The sequence below is a fragment of the Paenibacillus dendritiformis genome (assembly GCF_945605565.1).
GTDB classification, from domain to species: domain Bacteria; phylum Bacillota; class Bacilli; order Paenibacillales; family Paenibacillaceae; genus Paenibacillus_B; species Paenibacillus_B dendritiformis_A.
In genome coordinates this window covers 3,764,054-3,779,853 of sequence record NZ_OX216966.1, presented here as the reverse complement: position 1 = coordinate 3,779,853, position 15,800 = coordinate 3,764,054, and the positions used below count along the sequence as shown (strand labels likewise).

The window sequence follows — 15,800 nt, the reverse complement described above, 5'->3', positions numbered from 1 at the left end:
CGGAATTTCTGAGATATGGGAAGCGATCTTCAGCATATCCGATCCTAACGCGTCCCGTTCCTATTCAGTCCGCGGCTTCCCCGCTGGCAGATCCAAGTCATAATAGTCGTTCGCATTGCGGATTCGGAAGCCGCAGGATGTGTACAACCCAAGCGCGTTCTCATTCTCCACCGCCACTTCGAGAGCTGCGCCCGCCGCTTCATGCTGCTCCCTAATGAGATGGAGCATATGCTGGAGAACCCGTCTTCCGTATCCTTGCTTCCGATGCTGCGACGAGATGCAAAATCCAGAAATGAACGCCTCGCCTTCTTCGAGCATGACATGGATTTTACCGATGGGCAGCGCTTCTCCGTTCTCTTGCCGCAGCTCTGCGATATAGGCTGTGTCGCTCCGCGTTTGGAAGGAAGCCTGCACATAGTCCCGCGCGTCTGCTTCATCCATGCCGAAGCCATCCGCGCTCAGACGCGTAAGAATCTCGATGTCGCTTGCTTGCGCCTCGCGGAGCGCTATCCCCGCGTCCAGTGTGCCGCTGTGCGCCGCTTCAGTCCACCCGCCCAGCTGCATCCAGTATTCCGAGAAGCTGTATCTCGCTCCTGCACTCTTGGCATAAGCGCGCCCCGAGGCCGAGTTCCGCTCGCAAATGAAGATAAGCTTCCCCATATTCCGGCGGACGCATTCTTCCTGAGCGGCGCGAACCAGCTTGCCGAAAATGCCTTTGCGGCGATACTGCGGATGCACCATGCCGCTCGCTTCCGCTTCTGACGATTGGAATTGATACAGGCCAAGAAATCCGACAACTTGCCCGCCTGCGTAAGACAGAAAAGCAATGATAGCATCGTCCTTCCGGTGCTGCAGCATCTCCCAGTTGAGCTTGAGAATGATGCGGTCATACTCATTGCATAGGTCAGCCAATTGACGAATGGCGGCAAGCTGCTGTGTATCGAGCCGCTTGAACGCATGTACGCCATCCTGGTTCATTGCCCACTCAACTCCCTTTACTGTCTATTCCGGATTTCTGTCTCGATAAGCTCCGCCAGCTCGTGAACGGATTGCGATCCGAGATCGCCCTCGCCCCGCTTGCGCACAGACACGCTTCCATCCCGCTGCTCCTGCTCCCCGACGACGAGCATGTATGGAATTTTGCCGCGTTGGGCTTCGCGTATTTTGAAGCCGAGCCGTTCATTGCGGCCGTCGGCTTCGGCGCGGATGCCGCGTGCTGCCAGCGCCTGCTTCACTTGAAGCGCATAATCGATGAACATCTCGGATACAGGCAGCACCTTCACTTGAACGGGCGCCAGCCACAGCGGGAACGCGCCGGCATAATGTTCCGTCAAAATCCCGATGAACCGGTCGATGGAGCCGTACATCGCGCGATGGATAACGACCGGTCGATGCTTCTGGCTGTCCTCGCCGATATAGGCGAGGTCGAATTTCTCCGGCATCTGGAAGTCCAGTTGAATCGTTCCGCACTGCCAGCTCCGCTTCAGGGCGTCGAGGATGTGGAAGTCGATTTTCGGCCCGTAGAAGGCGCCGTCCCCCTCGTTGATCCGATAATCGACGCCGCGGCGGTCGAGCACCTGCTTCAGCGCCCGCTCCGCCTCGTTCCACAGTTCCTCCGATCCCATGGAATCCTCCGGCCGGGTGGACAATTCGATCTTGTACTCGAAGCCGAATACGTTGTAGATTTCGTCAATCAAGGACATGACTTCGTTGATCTCGTCCTCGATCTGATCCGGGCGGACGAAAATATGCGCGTCATCCTGGCAGAACGTGCGGACGCGAAGCATGCCGTTCAAAGCGCCCGACATCTCGTGGCGATGCACTTGACCGAACTCGCCAAGCCGGATCGGCAGCTCGCGGTAGGAGTGCAGGCCATTTTTGTAAATCAGCATATGTCCCGGGCAGTTCATCGGCTTCAGCGCAAATGTCGTCTCGTCGACCTTCGTGAAGTACATATTGTCCTTGTAATGATCCCAATGCCCCGACTGCTCCCACAGCCGGTTGTTCATCATGAACGGCGTGCGCACTTCCTCGTATCCGCGCTGCCGCTGCAACTCGCGCGAGAAGTTCTCCAGCTCCGTGCGGATCGTCATCCCGTTCGGCAAATAGAACGGCATGCCCGGCGCTTCCTCGGAGAACATGAACAAGCCCAGCTCCGTGCCCAGCTTGCGATGGTCGCGCTTCTTCGCTTCTTCCAGCCGGTGCAAATGCTCGTCAAGCTGCTCCTGCTTCACGAACGCCGTGCCGTAAATGCGCTGCAGCATTTTGTTGTTGGCGTCTCCCCGCCAGTAGGCCCCGGATACCTTCTGCAGCTTGAACGCCTTGATCCGTCCGGTAGACGGCAGATGCGGACCACGGCATAAATCAACAAATTCGCCCTGCTTATAAATGCTGATGACCGCGTCCGCAGGCAAATCATGAATCAACTCCAGCTTCAACGGCTCTTCCCGCTGTTCAAATAGCCGCAGCGCTTCCTCGCGGCTGACCACTTGCCGCTCTACCGGCAGATTCTGCTGAATGATGCGCGACATTTCGTGCTCAATGGCGGCCAGATCCTCTGTGGACAGCGGCCGCTCGATATCGATGTCGTAATAGAAACCATCCTCAATGACCGGACCGATCCCAAGCTTGACTTGATCGGCTCCATATATCCGCTGAATGGCTTGCGCCATGGTATGCGCCGTACTGTGACGTAGAATGCCCAGACCTTCCAGGCTGTCCTGCGTTACGATTTCGACAAGGCTGTCATGCTCGATCGTCCGGTTCAGATCCACGAGCACGCCATCGATTTTGCCGGCAATGGCCTGCTTCTTCAAGCTGGTGCTGATCGAAGCCGCTACGTCCGCGATGGTCGTGCCTTGCGTATACCCCCTGTTCGAATTGTCTGGAAATGTAACCTTGATCTCCATGCTTCAGCCTCCCTTTCCTCATTATGGGTCCAACACTGGCGAACGCACGCGGGAACGCAAAAAAACGCAGCTCTCCCTGACAGGGACGAGTGCGTTCTGCTCGTGGTTCCACCCTACTTCGACCTTGCAAGGCCTCTGGCAGCTTCGATTCACTAGCCATGCAGATGCAAGATCCTTCATTGGACATCCGGTAACGAGGATGAGACGGTGCCGCTTACTGCCGCCGCACATCATTCGCTCGACGGGTTCAACGCCACGGCTGCAAAGGGGTAATTCCACCACCGTAGCCGAAGAAGCTTGCAGCTTGCGCTTCTCTCTCTGGACAGCCCGTGCAGGGAATCATGTCTTTGGTCATCGCCTGATGAATATGAATTTTATATTACACGCGCATTTCAAAAAAAGTCAAGTCCCTTGCTCACGTTGATTTTCTGCAAAATTTCATGTGCTAGCTGCTCCATCACGGACAGCTTGCCCCATGCGGTGAAGGCCTCATTGTCATCCGGTAGATTCGACCGCTCTTCACCGCGGCCCCCCTCCCATATGCTGCTGCCTTCGAGCACATTGCTCTCGCTCTCGCTCTCGCTCATCAGGATCAGATAGTCCGGATTCAGCGTAGACACCCCTTCCAGACTCGTCACCTTGCCTCCCCAGCCATCGGGAGCGGGCGTTCCCGGCGCTTGCGGCAGCTTGATATCATTGAATTTCATGTCCGCCGCACGCTTGTCATACTCCTTCAGCCATGCGTCCATCTCTTGCTGCTTGCCGAATATTTCCGCCACGAATGCGAACCGCTCTCCATCGGATTGCCCATAGATTTTTGCACGAACGAGAACAAAGCTGCACAACTGCAGTTCCCTAGAGTCGGGACGATGTCGCGGCAGGGATTCTTACAAATATACATCAATTTCGCACTAAAGTTGATTTTTAAAGAAAATATAAGGTGAATTCCTGTGCAGCAATATCATGAGATCACCCTGCTACGGCGGAAAATTACTGCAGAATCGCAGGCTGTTGGAAAACCCCTGTTTTTTACGAAGGGGTGGAGATGTCCATTTACTTAATCAAAACTTGGCACTCAAAACGTTTTAAGTCGATTTTTTCTACGGAGAGACGAGATCCGCCATATAAAAATGAAGTGGATAAAACTCCCACAGACTTCTCAACGGCCTGATTTTACGGGATCCAAGAGACCGCGTCGGATCCTGGGGGCATCATCGCCTCAAGGAGGTATCATCGCCTCGTTGCCTTCAGGAGGCATCGTTGCCTCTCGGGGCTTGAACGTGTGGAGGGAATTGCTGCTATTTTACAGGAATTTCGGCTCAATAAGTCCACATCCCGAGGAATTGCTGCAAATCTACATCATTTATGGCCCTTTTGCTTCAAGTCGAAGCGACACGGGTGAAATTCCTGCAGTTTTGCAGGATTCCCTTTCTGGAAAAGTCGTCCATATCGAATTGCTGTATTTATGCAGGATTTCGCTTACCGAATAGAGTGTCTGGAGAAATCGTGTAGTTTTGCGGATTTCGTCTACCGGATAGACGTGTCTAGGGAAATGGTGCAGTTTTCAGGCCGGTAGAAATATCCATTCCCTACTCAAAACTTCTTTCTCAACAGCCTGAGAATCGCAGGCTTTAGCGAATTGGCGCAGTGGGCCAATTTTTGCAGCGCCTGCTTTCGTATGCTGAGAAAAAAACGCCAAGACCTAATCGTCTTGACGTCTTATCCGATAACGGTACCATATGTTCCTGCCGCCAACGGAACGGTCATGTTATCCTATCATCGGCGCAGCAACCCGGAAGGATTGATGCCATTATTCTTGCGGAATACTTCGGCAAAGTGACTAAGATTGGCCTACCCGACCCGGCCGCCGCCTCGGTCACGTTCACCTTCCTCCAAGGAGCAGCTTCATCGCATGCTCCAGCGATTGTCCCGCAAATAACCGTACGCAATCGTGCCGTATTGGTCGACCATCGCTCCTTCCGAAGAGAAATGGATGGCATGGTTCTCGGCCAGGCGGTAATCGGCAGACACGATTTCCATGCCGGAGTGGGTCACCAACCGCTCAATGGCTCCGCTGCCAACCGGCGGATGAACCGGCATGTGCACGGATTCGGCAGCACAGGACCGCCTCAGATTCTAGGAGCGGCATTACGCAATGAATGCTTGATTCAGCGGAGCTCAGCCTTTCAGCTTCTGATTCATGAATACGACTTCACGGGCAAGTCTCTCCAGCCTGTCGCGAACATCCGGATCGGCGATCTGCCGCTCCGCGTTGAAATGATCGTCATGCAAATAGACGTAGCTTGGCGCGACGAACGCCCGCAAATAACCGGCGATCGGCTTCAGCTGATTCTCGACGACGAGGTAATGCTGGTACGTGCCGCCCGTTGCGACAAATCCCATCACTTTATTGTACAAGGCCGCGGTCGGAACCAAGTCGAACAGATTTTTCAGCACGCCCGTGATCGAAGACTGGAAAATCGGCGTCCCGATAATATAACAATCCGCGGAAGACACGATATCGATGACGGTCTTCGTATCCCCCGTATAAGCCGACGGATCTCTCCCGTCGCAGAACTGGACCTGATAATCCTTCATATCGAGATATTCGGTCTCGATCTCGGGATAGAATTGCTTCGCCGCATCCAGCACGCTTTGCACCGCGATTCCTGTCTTGGAACCAACGATCGTTCCTGATATACCGAGTAATTTCATTCCCGACACTCCCTCTCTTCTGCCGACCGTGAAGTGGTTCGACATCCATATCATGGTTTTGATACTTTTGCAACATTAATGTATAATAATTATGGAACACACTCATTGGATTTGTCAATTCGAGAGCGCCCGGACGTCTCTGTGACATCCGGGTTCACTTATAAGATACATTATAAACTTCTATGTTGACTATGTAGGTGTCGTTCGCTAGAATAAGTCTATTGTGATTGACAAGCATTGGTAAGCTGCATTATGCAATGGAATTGCGGCGGAAGGCAGAGGTCCCCCTCTCTCTTCCGCTCTTCTTGTTGACGACTCCGATAACGAAAGGATTGAGTACGCACGATGAAAGACTATCGAGTGCTTCTTTTTTATAAATATGTTGCGATTCCCGACGCGGAAGCCTTTGCGGCCGAACATCTGCAATATTGCAAGGATCTTGGCATCAAGGGACGCATTTTGATTGCCAGCGAAGGGATCAACGGCACGCTGTCCGGAACGGTGGAACAGACTGAACGGTATATGGCGGATATGCACAGCCATCCCCTGTTCGAGGATCTCTTCTTCAAGGTCGACGACAGCGACGGGCATGCCTTCAAAAAACTGTTCGTACGCCACAAAAAGGAACTGGTCACGCTTCGCTACGATCAGAAGCTTGACCCGAACACGGATGGCGGCGGACGGCTCAGTCCGGTCGAGTTCCAGCAATATTTGCAGCGTGACGATGTCATCGTGCTGGACGGGCGAAGCGGCTATGAGTATGATCTGGGCCATTTCCGGAACGCCATCCGTCCGGATCTGGACAGCTTCCGGGAATTCCCCGGCTGGCTTCGGGACAATATGGAGCAGCATAAAGACAAGACCATCCTTACGTACTGCACGGGGGGAATCCGGTGCGAGATGCTGACCGCCGTCATGCGCAAGGAAGGCTTCGAGGATGTATATCAATTGGACGGCGGCATCGTGACATACGGCAAAGACCCGGTTACGCAAGGCCGGCTGTTCGATGGCAGCTGCTATGTGTTCGACGAACGGATCTCGGTTCCGATCAACCATACGGACGAGAACGTCGTCGTGGGCACCTGCTATCACTGCGGCCAGCCGAGCGAAAATTATATCAACTGCGCGGATGATACCTGCCATCGCCAGCACCTGTGCTGCGATGCGTGCCAAGCCGAGTACGAAGGGTATTGCTCCGAGGAATGCCGGCAGCATGACTCGGCCTCCCCGGCAGCAGCCCGTTAACAAGGCGGTGATTGCCCATGATGGATAACGCGCCGCTGTCGACGCGCGAGAAAATCATGAACATGCTGAAGACGGATGGCGAGCTGAGCGCCAAAGCGATGAGCGAGCAGTTGGGAATCACCTTGATGGCTGTGCGCCGGCATCTGAATACGCTGGAGCGCGATCATCTGATCGAATCCGACACCGTCCGCCAGCCGATGGGACGTCCGATGTCCGTCTATCGTTTAACTCCAGGCGCCGATGATTATTTTCCGAAGAAGTATCATGCCGTAGCCCTGGAACTCCTGGCCGAGCTCGCTCACGATTCCGGAGAAGACAAAGTGAACCGCCTGTTCGATCTCCGGCAGCGCTCCTTATACGATCAATACGAGTCCCGCCTGCGCGGGAAGGAACTGGCGGATAAGGTCGCGCTGCTGTCGGATATTCAGAATGAGAGCGGCTATATGGCCGAATGGGATAAAATAAGCGAGAACGAGTTCGTCTTGACCGAATATAATTGCCCGATTGCCCGGATTGCGAATCAGTATAACCACGCCTGCGCTTGCGAGCTGCGGCTGTTCGCAGACTTGCTCGGCGCGGAAGTGGAACGGACATCCTGCCTGGCCAGCGGAGACAGGAAGTGCGTCTACCGCATCCAGGCGGCCGATGGCGGAATCCGGTCAGCCAAGGGGGGAACATCATGAACAATATGGGCTTCGTCATCGTGGAAATCTGCGCCAATAACGGCATCAACTCCGACGCTCTGGAGGAGTTCGAAGCGGAAAACCCGGACATTGCCGTCCTCCGCATGGAATGTCTGTCGCTGTGCGGCCTGTGCGCCCGGCAGCCTTATGCGCTCGTCAATGGCAAGCGCGTCACGGCGCGTTCCGTGAACGAATGTCTTGACCGCGTGAAGGAGAAAATCGCGGCAGAACTGGATGAATATGCGGAGGAAGATCTGTACGAAGAATAAAGGAAACGCAAAAACCAGTAAAACACATGTCATTGTGTCTTACTGGTTTTTTCGTGCGGTTATTTCAAGGCGATGCCGAATTCCGAGCCGGGCGCGCCAGCGAATACGATCGTGCCGTTCTCCGGCAGCGTCACTTCGTTATTGCCGCTGACGACCGTGAAGTTCACGCATAGGCCCTGCTCGTCATAGATCGCGAACGCGCCCTTTTTCGGCAGCGCGACGGTCATCGTCTTGCCTGCGGCTGACTTAGGAACCGTGAACCATTTGGCATGCCCGTTGGCTTGCAGCGTGACCTTGGATTCCTTGCCCGCGTAGAGCGGCTTTACCTTCGCCCCGCTTACATACAAGCTTCCGGCTCCTTCCATATATTCGACGCCATCCTGCTTGAAGAAGCGGAATTCCGCCGTATCGCGGCCTCCGACAGTCGGAATGTGAAGCTGGGTTTCCGCCGTGTTCGGGCCCGTGATTTTTTTATCTCCCAGATAGCCCGGCAGATCAATTGCGCGGTTGATCCGAAGCGTCGGCTGCATCAAAAGATAAATGATAGATGTATATTTTTCATTCACGAGATAGTACGCTTTCCCGTCCCGCTTCGCCCATGCGTCCGCAGTCTTCTTCGGCAGCGGATTGTCTGTCAGCTTTTCCGCCGCATAATGGGACAAGGCAAGCTGTCCCAATCCCGGCAGCGACATATAATCTCTTAACCACAAGTAGGTGCGTCCGTTCTTCCCGGTCACGAAGCTGACCTTCGAGCTGCCGTCTTCGTTCACGAAGCTCCCGTCCGCCGTATATACATAGTGCTCCTGCGAATTGTCGATTAGAAAGGCCATCGGCAAGGACAGTTCTCCGCTTTTGCTAATCTCCACCTGAATCTGCCGGCCCAGGAAACCGTAATAGCCTGCCAGCTTCTCCACTTCCGCAGGTATCTTGGCTTTGATCGGCTTGCCGAAGGACTTTTCCGGCTTGATCTCTTTGATGGCCCCTTTCTCCTTCAACGCATGAAGCAGCAATTCAGTCGCCAGCATCTGGTTGGTTGAACTTGAACCGCCGGAAGACAGCACCGCTGCCGCCATCTTCTTCTCTGGAAGCACCACGAGGATAGAGTGGTACAGCATCGCATCCCCGCCCTTGGCCAAGCCCTGTATTCCGTATTCATCGAACGGGAACAGCTTCACGCTGTCCCAGCCCAGACCGTAGTTGATCATGCTGTCCGTATCTTCCGGCCACAGCCCCTTCTTGTACTCCTCCTGCGCCATGGCGCGCACCGCCTGGTCCGAGAGAATGCCATCCGCTTCTCCCGTAAAGATTTGCGCAAACCGGACCAAATCTTCGGCCGTGGAGTACATTCCCCCTGTCCCGATCACATTGGCGGATTCATACGGAAGCTGCCCTTGGTATACGGGGTAATAGAGTGCGGCGAGCTGGCTTCCATCCACTTCATCCTGGGGCGTCTTCGTATGGGTCAGATGCATTGGTTCGGTAAAATATTTATGAAGAAATGCGGTAAAATCCATGCCGCTGACTCTCTCTACCAAAATCTCCGCGAGCGTGAATCCGTCGTTGCAGTAGACCGAGAACGCTCCCGGGTCGGCCTTCAAGCTCTGGCCGGACAATTGCTTCAGCAAGGTATCATGCGCATAGCTGTCATTGTCCTCGAACAAGAACGCACTGCCGAGGCTGGAGCCCTGCAGGCCGGAGGAATGGTTGAGCAGCATGCGCGGCGTAATCTGCTTGTGCCGATCGTCCTTCATCGTGAAATCGGTTATGTAGCGGACCAGGGGCGCATCGAGATCGATCTTGCCCTCGTCAGCCAGCTTCATGACGGCAGCGGCCGTGAACACTTTGCTCGTTGACCCGATGCCATAGACCGTATCCTTGGTCAACGGCTTCTTCCCTTCCATATCGTTCATGCCGGTCTGTCCGGACACCGTAATTTTGCCGTTGTCAATCAGCGCATATTGCACGCTGATCGTCCCGTACGATTCGGTGAGCAGCGCCGCCTTCTCGGCCGCAATCTTCTCCAATCCCTGACTGGCAGCCGCGACAGAACTGCTGCTTGACGGGGATGCCATCGCCGCCGACGGCGCGATCATCGACAGCGCAACCGCTGCGGCCAGTACCCAAGAGAGCCTTTTCTTCATTCCCATTCCTCCTTATTTGTGAAGCTATAAATCAGTACGATTTTCCAGCGCGATTGGTTCAAAAAAATCGGAAATAAATAGCAAAAAAAACACCCCTTCCTGATCCTCAGCTACAGGAAGGGGCGCTGCCTTACGCCCGCATTGGCGGGCCCGATGTTACCGCTTATATTCAATGGTTTGTTCGTGCGACTATTTCAAGGAAATGCCGAATTCCGAGCCCGGCGCGCCAGCGAATACGATCGTGCCGTTCTCCGGCAGCGTCACTTCGTTATTGCCGCTGACGACCGTGAAATTCACGCATAGGCCTTGTTCGTCATAGACCGCGAACGCGCCCTTCTTCGGCAGCGCGACGGTCATCGTCTTGCCTGCGGCCGCTTTCGGAACCGTGAACCATTTGGCATGCCCGTTCGCTTGCAGCGTGAGCTTGGATTCTTTGCCCGCGTACAGCGGCTTTACCTTCGCCCCGCTCACATATAATCTTCCGGTTCCTTCCATATATTCGACGCCATCCTGCGTAAAGAAGCGGGCTTCCGCCATATCCCGGCCTGCCATTCCCGGGATTTGAAGCTGGCTCGCCGCCGTGTTCGGACCTGTAATTTTTTTGTCCCCCAGATAGCCTGGCAGCTCGTCAGTGCGGGTAATCTGTACCGTCGGCTGCATAGTGAGATACATGAGGGAAGTATACTTCTCGTTCACGGGATAGAACGTAATGCCTTCCCGCTTTGCCCATGCATTGGCCGTCTCCTTCGGCAGTTCATTGTCTTCCAGCTTCTCGGCCGCATAATGGGATATGGCAAGCTGCCCCAGTCCCGGCATCATCACATATTCGCTCAACCACAAGTAGGTGCGTCCATTCTTCTCGGTTACGAAGCTGACCTTGGACGTTCCGTTTTCATTGACGAAGCTTCCATCCGCTGTATACACATATTTTTCCTTCGAATTGTCCAACATAAAGGTAAATGGCAAGAACAGCTCTCCGTCCTTTTTGATCTCAATCTGGATATGCTGGCCTAAGGTGCCGTAATAGCCTGCATGCTTCGCCACCTCTGCGGGCATCTCCGCCTTAACCGGCTTGCCGAAGGATTTCTCCGGCTTGATGTCTTTAATTGCGCCCTTCTCCTTCAGCGCTTGCAGCAGCAATTCGTTCGCCAGCAGCTCGTTCGTCATGCTGGAACCGCCGGAGGACAGCACCGCTGCCGCCATCTTCTGCTCCGGAAGCACGACGAGGGAAGCGTGATACAGTATCGTGTCCCCGCCTTTGGCCAAGCCCTTCATTCCGTATTCGTTGAACGGGAACAGCTTCACGCTGTCCCAGCCGAGACCGTAGTTGAAGACATTATCCGCATCTCCCGGCCACAGGCCATTCTTGTATTCCTCCTGTGCCATCGCCTGTACCGCCTTGTCAGAGAGGATACCGTCCGCCTGGCCCGTAAATAGTTGCGAGAATCGCGCCAGATCTTCTGCCGTGGAGTAAATTCCCCCTGTCCCGATAACATTTACGGTTTCATTCGGAAGCTGTCCCTGGTACACAGGGGAATAAAGCCCGGCCATCTTGCTTGCTTCCAATTCGTCCTGTGATGTCTTCGTATGGGTCATCTGCAATGGTTCGGTAAAATATTTATGAATAAATGCAGTGAAGTCCATGCCGCTGACTCTCTCTACCAAAATCTCGGCCAGCGTGAATCCGTCGTTGCAGTAGACCGAGAACGCTCCCGGATCTGCCTTCAGGCTCTGGGAGGATAATTGCTTCAGCAAGGTATCATGCGCATAGGTGTCATTGTCCTCGAACAGGAAGGAGCTGCCGAGGCTGGAGCCCTGCAGGCCGGAGGAATGGTTCAACAGCATGCGCGGTGTAATCTGCTTGTACCGCTCGTCCTTCATCTTGAAGTCGGTTATATATCTGACCAAGGGTGCATCGAGATCAATCTTCCCGTCGTCGGCCAGCTTCATGACGGCAGCGGCCGTGAACACTTTGCTCGTCGATCCGATGCCATACATCGTATCCTTGGTCAACGGCATCTTCCCTTCCATATCGTTCATGCCGGTCTGTCCGGACACCGTAATCTTGCCGTTGTCAATCAGCGCATATTGGACGCTGATCGTCCCATACGATTCGGTGAGCAGCGCCGCCTTCTCGGCCGCAATCTTCTCCAAGCCCTGACTGGCAGCCGCGACAGAACTGCTGCCGGACGGGGATGCCATCGCCGCTGACGGCGCGATCATTGACAGCGCAAGCGCTACGGCCAGCACCCAAGAGAGCCTTTTCTTCATTCCAATTCCTCCTTATTGTGAATCTATAAATATAGTACGATCTGGTAGCGCGATCGGTTCAATCAAGTTCGAAAAAGAATAGCTCAACAAAAAAACGCCCCCTCCTGATCCGAAGATCCAGGAAGGGGCGCCGCCTTATGCCCGATTTCGCCGAGCGCGATATCAACGTCTATTCGACTCTACTCGATTCCAAGCCCGTTCTCAAAGACGCAAATGGCGCATGCCGGGCGGAAGCCTGCCCGCTTGTACAGGCCTGCCCCCGCTTCGGAAGCCTGCAGGACAATAAGTCCGTCATGCCAGGTCAAGATGTCAGACACAATATGATGGAACATGGCAGAGCCGAAGCCTCGCTTCCGGTATTCGTCCAAGGTCGCGATATCGTAGTTGCCGACGCTGTCCCGGCAGCGTATGGTCGAGCCAACGCTGACAGGCGTGCCATCGCTCAGCACTCCGATATACAATGCCATCTCAGGCCGGGTCCATAGCGGCGATTCGGCAAGCCGCTCATAGTACAGGCTGACATGCTTGGCTTCGCTGCCGTCCCCGAACAAAGACGACAGGACCGCTCCAAATTGCCGCACTTCCCCCGGAGTCCGAACCTGCTTCACGGCAAAGCCCTCCGGCATCTGCGCTTCCGGCGACAAATCCTCCGCGTACGCATACATGCCCTCATTGACCTCCGCTAGACTTAGCCCGGCATGTTCAATCGCCTGCCGGGCGCTTGGGCCCAGCGGCTCCCAGCACCATAGCGACATCGGGAATGCACGCGCCGCAAAATAATCCGTCATCTGCCGCACAGCACCCTCTGAGTCGGCGTCATCTGCCCGCAGGACACCAATATTGAACGTATCCGCGGGCATGCCGCAATCGACCAGCATATATTGTTCCGTGGACTGGACGGACATGCCTTCGCTCTCCCGAGCGACGAACGAGACTTTCTCCATAAAATTATCTTGAATATAAGCGGAAATCCGTTGATCCATTTCTTTCATTCCAACTCGCTCCTTATTCTTTAAAATTCGTAAGGATCGCAAGTCTGCCGTCAAAACAGAATAGCCCGTCAGAATGAATGTCGGCGATATTTTCACATTATCTCCATGCAGCTATCGCCATCTGTTTATCGTGCAGACGTTGCATGGAGCGATCTGAAGATGATGGCCGATGGAAAAAACATACGATCACCCTTTCTTGCGTTTGAGGTAAAAGCGGTCAGAAAAATGCTTCCATCGCATCTAAATTATATGGCAGTGTCCAATAATGCGCAATCACACAGCCCGCCAGCCGCATGTCTGCCCCTCCGCCCGGCCGCACCCGGAAAATGCTCATGTTCCATGCTGCCAAGTTGGGGGTTGAAAGTGACGCCGCGTCAGCGGATATACTCGAACAAGGCTTGATAAAGCAGGCTGTGAGAAAGGGGAAAAGAAAAATGAAACAAGGAAAGACAGCCGCCCGCGTTCTAACGCTGGCGCTGGCCGCCATCATGGCGTTCGGTCCGTCCGCTGCGGCAAAGGGATCTGATAATATCGGAACGAAGGCGCAAGCCGCGCGCTTCGGCCCCGGCGATCTGAAGGAAGTGGAGGCATTTGCAGATGAGTTTTTTGCAAGCGATTCTTTCCGCTCGTCCGGAGCTCCCGGCGCAGTGGTTGCCATTGTGACGGACAATCAGGTTCTTCTCGATAAAGGGTATGGCATGGCGAACGCGGAGAAACGGATACCGATGACGGCGGATACGGTCGTCCGGATTGCCTCCATCAGCAAATCGGTTACCGCGACAGCCGTCATGCAGCTCGCCGATCAAGGCCGGATCGGGCTGGATGACAACATCGAAGCTTACTTGGGCGAAGGCTTGAGGTTGAATAATCCGTTCAAGGAACCGGTAACGATCAAGCATTTGCTGACCCATACGACCGGCTTCGATTATACGGATATGGATGCGAAGGATACCCATACCGATTTCGGCAAATACACATCGATGGAGCAATATCTTCGGGAGCGCATGCCGTCCGTTGTTCGGAAGCCGGGCGATATGTTCAAATACGACAACTTTGCCAATCTGCTCCAAGGCTATATTGTCGAACAGGTCTCGGGGATGCCGTTCGAGCACTATATGGAGAACAAGATATTCAAGCCATTGGGCATGACGCATTCCGGCTTCGTTATGGATGCAGACACCAGATCCGCCATGGCTGTCGGCTATGGCTCTTCCGGGGCGGCAATTGCCCCATATGCCTATACGCCAACCATCGCACCGCACGGAAGCATGCATTCGACCTCAAGTGACATGACCAGGTTCATGATGGCTCATCTGAACAGCGGCGAGCTCGATGGCAATCGGATCCTATCCGGATCAGCCGTGGCAGAGATGCACCGCTTCCACTATGCCATCCACCCGAAGAAGCCCAATATGACCTATGGGTTCGAAGCGGCGCTGCATCCGCTGCATAACGGCCGGCACGTGATCGAGAAAGCAGGAGACACGGACGGATTCTCTTCGTGGATGTGGCTGCTGCCGGAAGAGAAAGTCGGCATCTTCATCGCCTATAATATGAAAAACGCTCATTTGCGGGTGGAGTTCATGCAGGCATTCATGAACCGGTTCTTCCCGGAAGAGTCTGCCAAGCCGGTCTTTCTCAAGCCGAGCCGGACGGAGCTGGAGCGGTTCTCCGGCCTCTATCGCGACGCTCGCAAAGGAATGAACTTGACCCGCGTTGCCGCATCCGGCGATGGCAAGCTGATCGTCGAGGACAGCGTTGGCGGCAAAGTTGAATTGCGACAGATCGACCCGCTGCTGTTCATCGATGACTATGGGTTAACGATGGCATTCAAGGAGAGGGAGGACGGATCCATCGGATATATGATGTATCTGAATCCGTACAGCATGGCGGTGAAGACTCCGGATCAGCCCCCAAGCACCGACACCGCCGCGACGGCCGCTCAGCCGTACCGCGATGCGATGGAACAGCTGCAGAAGCTGGGTGTGCTGAAGGAGCAAGAGGATCATCCGCTCGGCGCCGAGGAAGCCGTGACCCGGGGCGAATTCGCCCGCCTGCTGACCGGCATGCTCGATCTGCCGGTGTCCAAGAGCGCGGCCGCATTCACGGATACCGCAGACAGCCCGTACCTGCAGCATATCAATACATTGGCAGAGCGCGGAATCATCAAGGGCGCGGCCGGCGGCGCATTCGAGCCGGATCGCATGATCAGCCGTCAGGAGGCGGCAGCCATCCTGTGGCGGACGCTCGTCCAGGTCGCACCAGCGAAGCCTTCCGAAGCGGCGCTTGCCGGGACGGCCGATTCCTGGGCTCTGGAAGCGGTGCAGAGCATCGCGGCCCGCCGGCTGTTCGGCCCGGATACAGCGCCGGGCGCTGACGGCACCATCGATGTCCGGGCCACGGATCCCCTGCTGCGCCAGGAAGCGGCATATATGCTGTACCACGCCTTCCAGGGGTTATATCGCGAAGGCGGGTTGTTCTAGCGAAGAAGCAGCTCCCATGCCCATCGGGAGCTGCTTCCTATTGTTGTCCGTTATGGATGATAAGGATAGGTTCGGCCTTCGTCGATCTCCCC

At 55.0% G+C, this 15,800-nt stretch carries 12 protein-coding genes; 4 read left to right on the top strand and 8 right to left on the bottom strand.

Features of this window, described 5'->3' with window-relative positions; all coding sequences use genetic code 11:
* Positions 1–60: 60 nt before the first annotated feature.
* The 5 genes from NNL35_RS16705 to NNL35_RS16685 form a co-directional block, all read right to left on the bottom strand.
* Positions 61–978, bottom strand: coding sequence for a GNAT family N-acetyltransferase (locus NNL35_RS16705; RefSeq protein ID WP_006677385.1), 918 nt, complete (start codon positions 976–978; stop codon positions 61–63).
* A 17-nt stretch (positions 979–995) separates the two neighbouring features.
* Positions 996–2,909, bottom strand: a complete 1,914-nt coding sequence (thrS, locus tag NNL35_RS16700) for a threonine--tRNA ligase (RefSeq protein WP_006677386.1) — start codon at positions 2,907–2,909, stop codon at positions 996–998.
* 392 nt (positions 2,910–3,301) lie between these two features.
* Complete coding sequence (locus tag NNL35_RS16695; protein WP_138985635.1) at positions 3,302–3,754, bottom strand: TroA family protein; 453 nt, start codon at positions 3,752–3,754, stop codon at positions 3,302–3,304.
* A gap of 1,060 nt (positions 3,755–4,814) precedes the next feature.
* Complete coding sequence (locus NNL35_RS16690; protein ID WP_254553609.1) at positions 4,815–5,009, bottom strand: hypothetical protein; 195 nt, start codon at positions 5,007–5,009, stop codon at positions 4,815–4,817.
* Positions 5,010–5,087: 78 nt separating this feature from the next.
* Positions 5,088–5,624 (bottom strand): NADPH-dependent FMN reductase, encoded by a 537-nt coding sequence (locus NNL35_RS16685; protein WP_006678517.1) that lies wholly within the window; start codon positions 5,622–5,624, stop codon positions 5,088–5,090.
* A 345-nt stretch (positions 5,625–5,969) separates the two neighbouring features.
* On the opposite strand from NNL35_RS16685, the gene trhO reads away from it, so the two are divergent.
* The 3 genes from trhO to NNL35_RS16670 are packed head-to-tail and all read left to right on the top strand — an operon-like array spanning position 5,970 to position 7,821.
* Entirely contained in the window at positions 5,970–6,869 is a 900-nt protein-coding gene (gene trhO, locus NNL35_RS16680) for an oxygen-dependent tRNA uridine(34) hydroxylase TrhO (RefSeq protein ID WP_006678518.1), read from the top strand.
* Positions 6,870–6,886: 17 nt separating this feature from the next.
* Complete coding sequence (locus tag NNL35_RS16675) at positions 6,887–7,552, top strand: helix-turn-helix transcriptional regulator (protein ID WP_006678519.1); 666 nt, start codon at positions 6,887–6,889, stop codon at positions 7,550–7,552.
* Positions 7,549–7,821, top strand: a complete 273-nt coding sequence (locus tag NNL35_RS16670; protein ID WP_006678520.1) for a YuzB family protein — start codon at positions 7,549–7,551, stop codon at positions 7,819–7,821. The genes NNL35_RS16675 and NNL35_RS16670 overlap by 4 nt, the downstream gene beginning before the upstream one ends.
* A 59-nt stretch (positions 7,822–7,880) precedes the next feature.
* Here NNL35_RS16670 and NNL35_RS16665 read toward each other — a convergent pair whose 3' ends face one another.
* The 3 genes from NNL35_RS16665 to NNL35_RS16655 form a co-directional block, all read right to left on the bottom strand.
* Positions 7,881–9,962 (bottom strand): serine hydrolase domain-containing protein, encoded by a 2,082-nt coding sequence (locus tag NNL35_RS16665; protein ID WP_006678521.1) that lies wholly within the window; start codon positions 9,960–9,962, stop codon positions 7,881–7,883.
* Positions 9,963–10,151: 189 nt separating this feature from the next.
* Entirely contained in the window at positions 10,152–12,233 is a 2,082-nt protein-coding gene (locus NNL35_RS16660) for a serine hydrolase domain-containing protein (protein ID WP_254553608.1), read from the bottom strand.
* A gap of 179 nt (positions 12,234–12,412) precedes the next feature.
* A complete protein-coding gene (locus NNL35_RS16655; RefSeq protein WP_100226415.1) occupies positions 12,413–13,216 on the bottom strand; it encodes a GNAT family N-acetyltransferase in 804 nt (267 codons plus the stop codon).
* A 443-nt stretch (positions 13,217–13,659) separates the two neighbouring features.
* On the opposite strand from NNL35_RS16655, the gene NNL35_RS16650 reads away from it, so the two are divergent.
* Entirely contained in the window at positions 13,660–15,708 is a 2,049-nt protein-coding gene (locus tag NNL35_RS16650; RefSeq protein ID WP_006678524.1) for a serine hydrolase domain-containing protein, read from the top strand.
* Positions 15,709–15,800: the final 92 nt, after the last annotated feature.

What these genes read in the sequence shown, in the direction of transcription:
- thrS (WP_006677386.1), bottom strand. Translation starts at nt 2,909, where the DNA reads ATGGAGATCAAGGTTACATTTCCAGACAATTCGAACAGGGGGTATACG.
- NNL35_RS16675 (WP_006678519.1), top strand. Translation starts at nt 6,887, where the DNA reads ATGATGGATAACGCGCCGCTGTCGACGCGCGAGAAAATCATGAACATG.
- trhO (WP_006678518.1), top strand. Translation starts at nt 5,970, where the DNA reads ATGAAAGACTATCGAGTGCTTCTTTTTTATAAATATGTTGCGATTCCC.
- NNL35_RS16655 (WP_100226415.1), bottom strand. Translation starts at nt 13,216, where the DNA reads ATGGATCAACGGATTTCCGCTTATATTCAAGATAATTTTATGGAGAAA.
- NNL35_RS16705 (WP_006677385.1), bottom strand. Translation starts at nt 978, where the DNA reads ATGAACCAGGATGGCGTACATGCGTTCAAGCGGCTCGATACACAGCAG.
- NNL35_RS16685 (WP_006678517.1), bottom strand. Translation starts at nt 5,624, where the DNA reads ATGAAATTACTCGGTATATCAGGAACGATCGTTGGTTCCAAGACAGGA.
- NNL35_RS16690 (WP_254553609.1), bottom strand. Translation starts at nt 5,009, where the DNA reads ATGCCGGTTCATCCGCCGGTTGGCAGCGGAGCCATTGAGCGGTTGGTG.
- NNL35_RS16650 (WP_006678524.1), top strand. Translation starts at nt 13,660, where the DNA reads ATGAAACAAGGAAAGACAGCCGCCCGCGTTCTAACGCTGGCGCTGGCC.
- NNL35_RS16660 (WP_254553608.1), bottom strand. Translation starts at nt 12,233, where the DNA reads ATGAAGAAAAGGCTCTCTTGGGTGCTGGCCGTAGCGCTTGCGCTGTCA.
- NNL35_RS16670 (WP_006678520.1), top strand. Translation starts at nt 7,549, where the DNA reads ATGAACAATATGGGCTTCGTCATCGTGGAAATCTGCGCCAATAACGGC.
- NNL35_RS16665 (WP_006678521.1), bottom strand. Translation starts at nt 9,962, where the DNA reads ATGAAGAAAAGGCTCTCTTGGGTACTGGCCGCAGCGGTTGCGCTGTCG.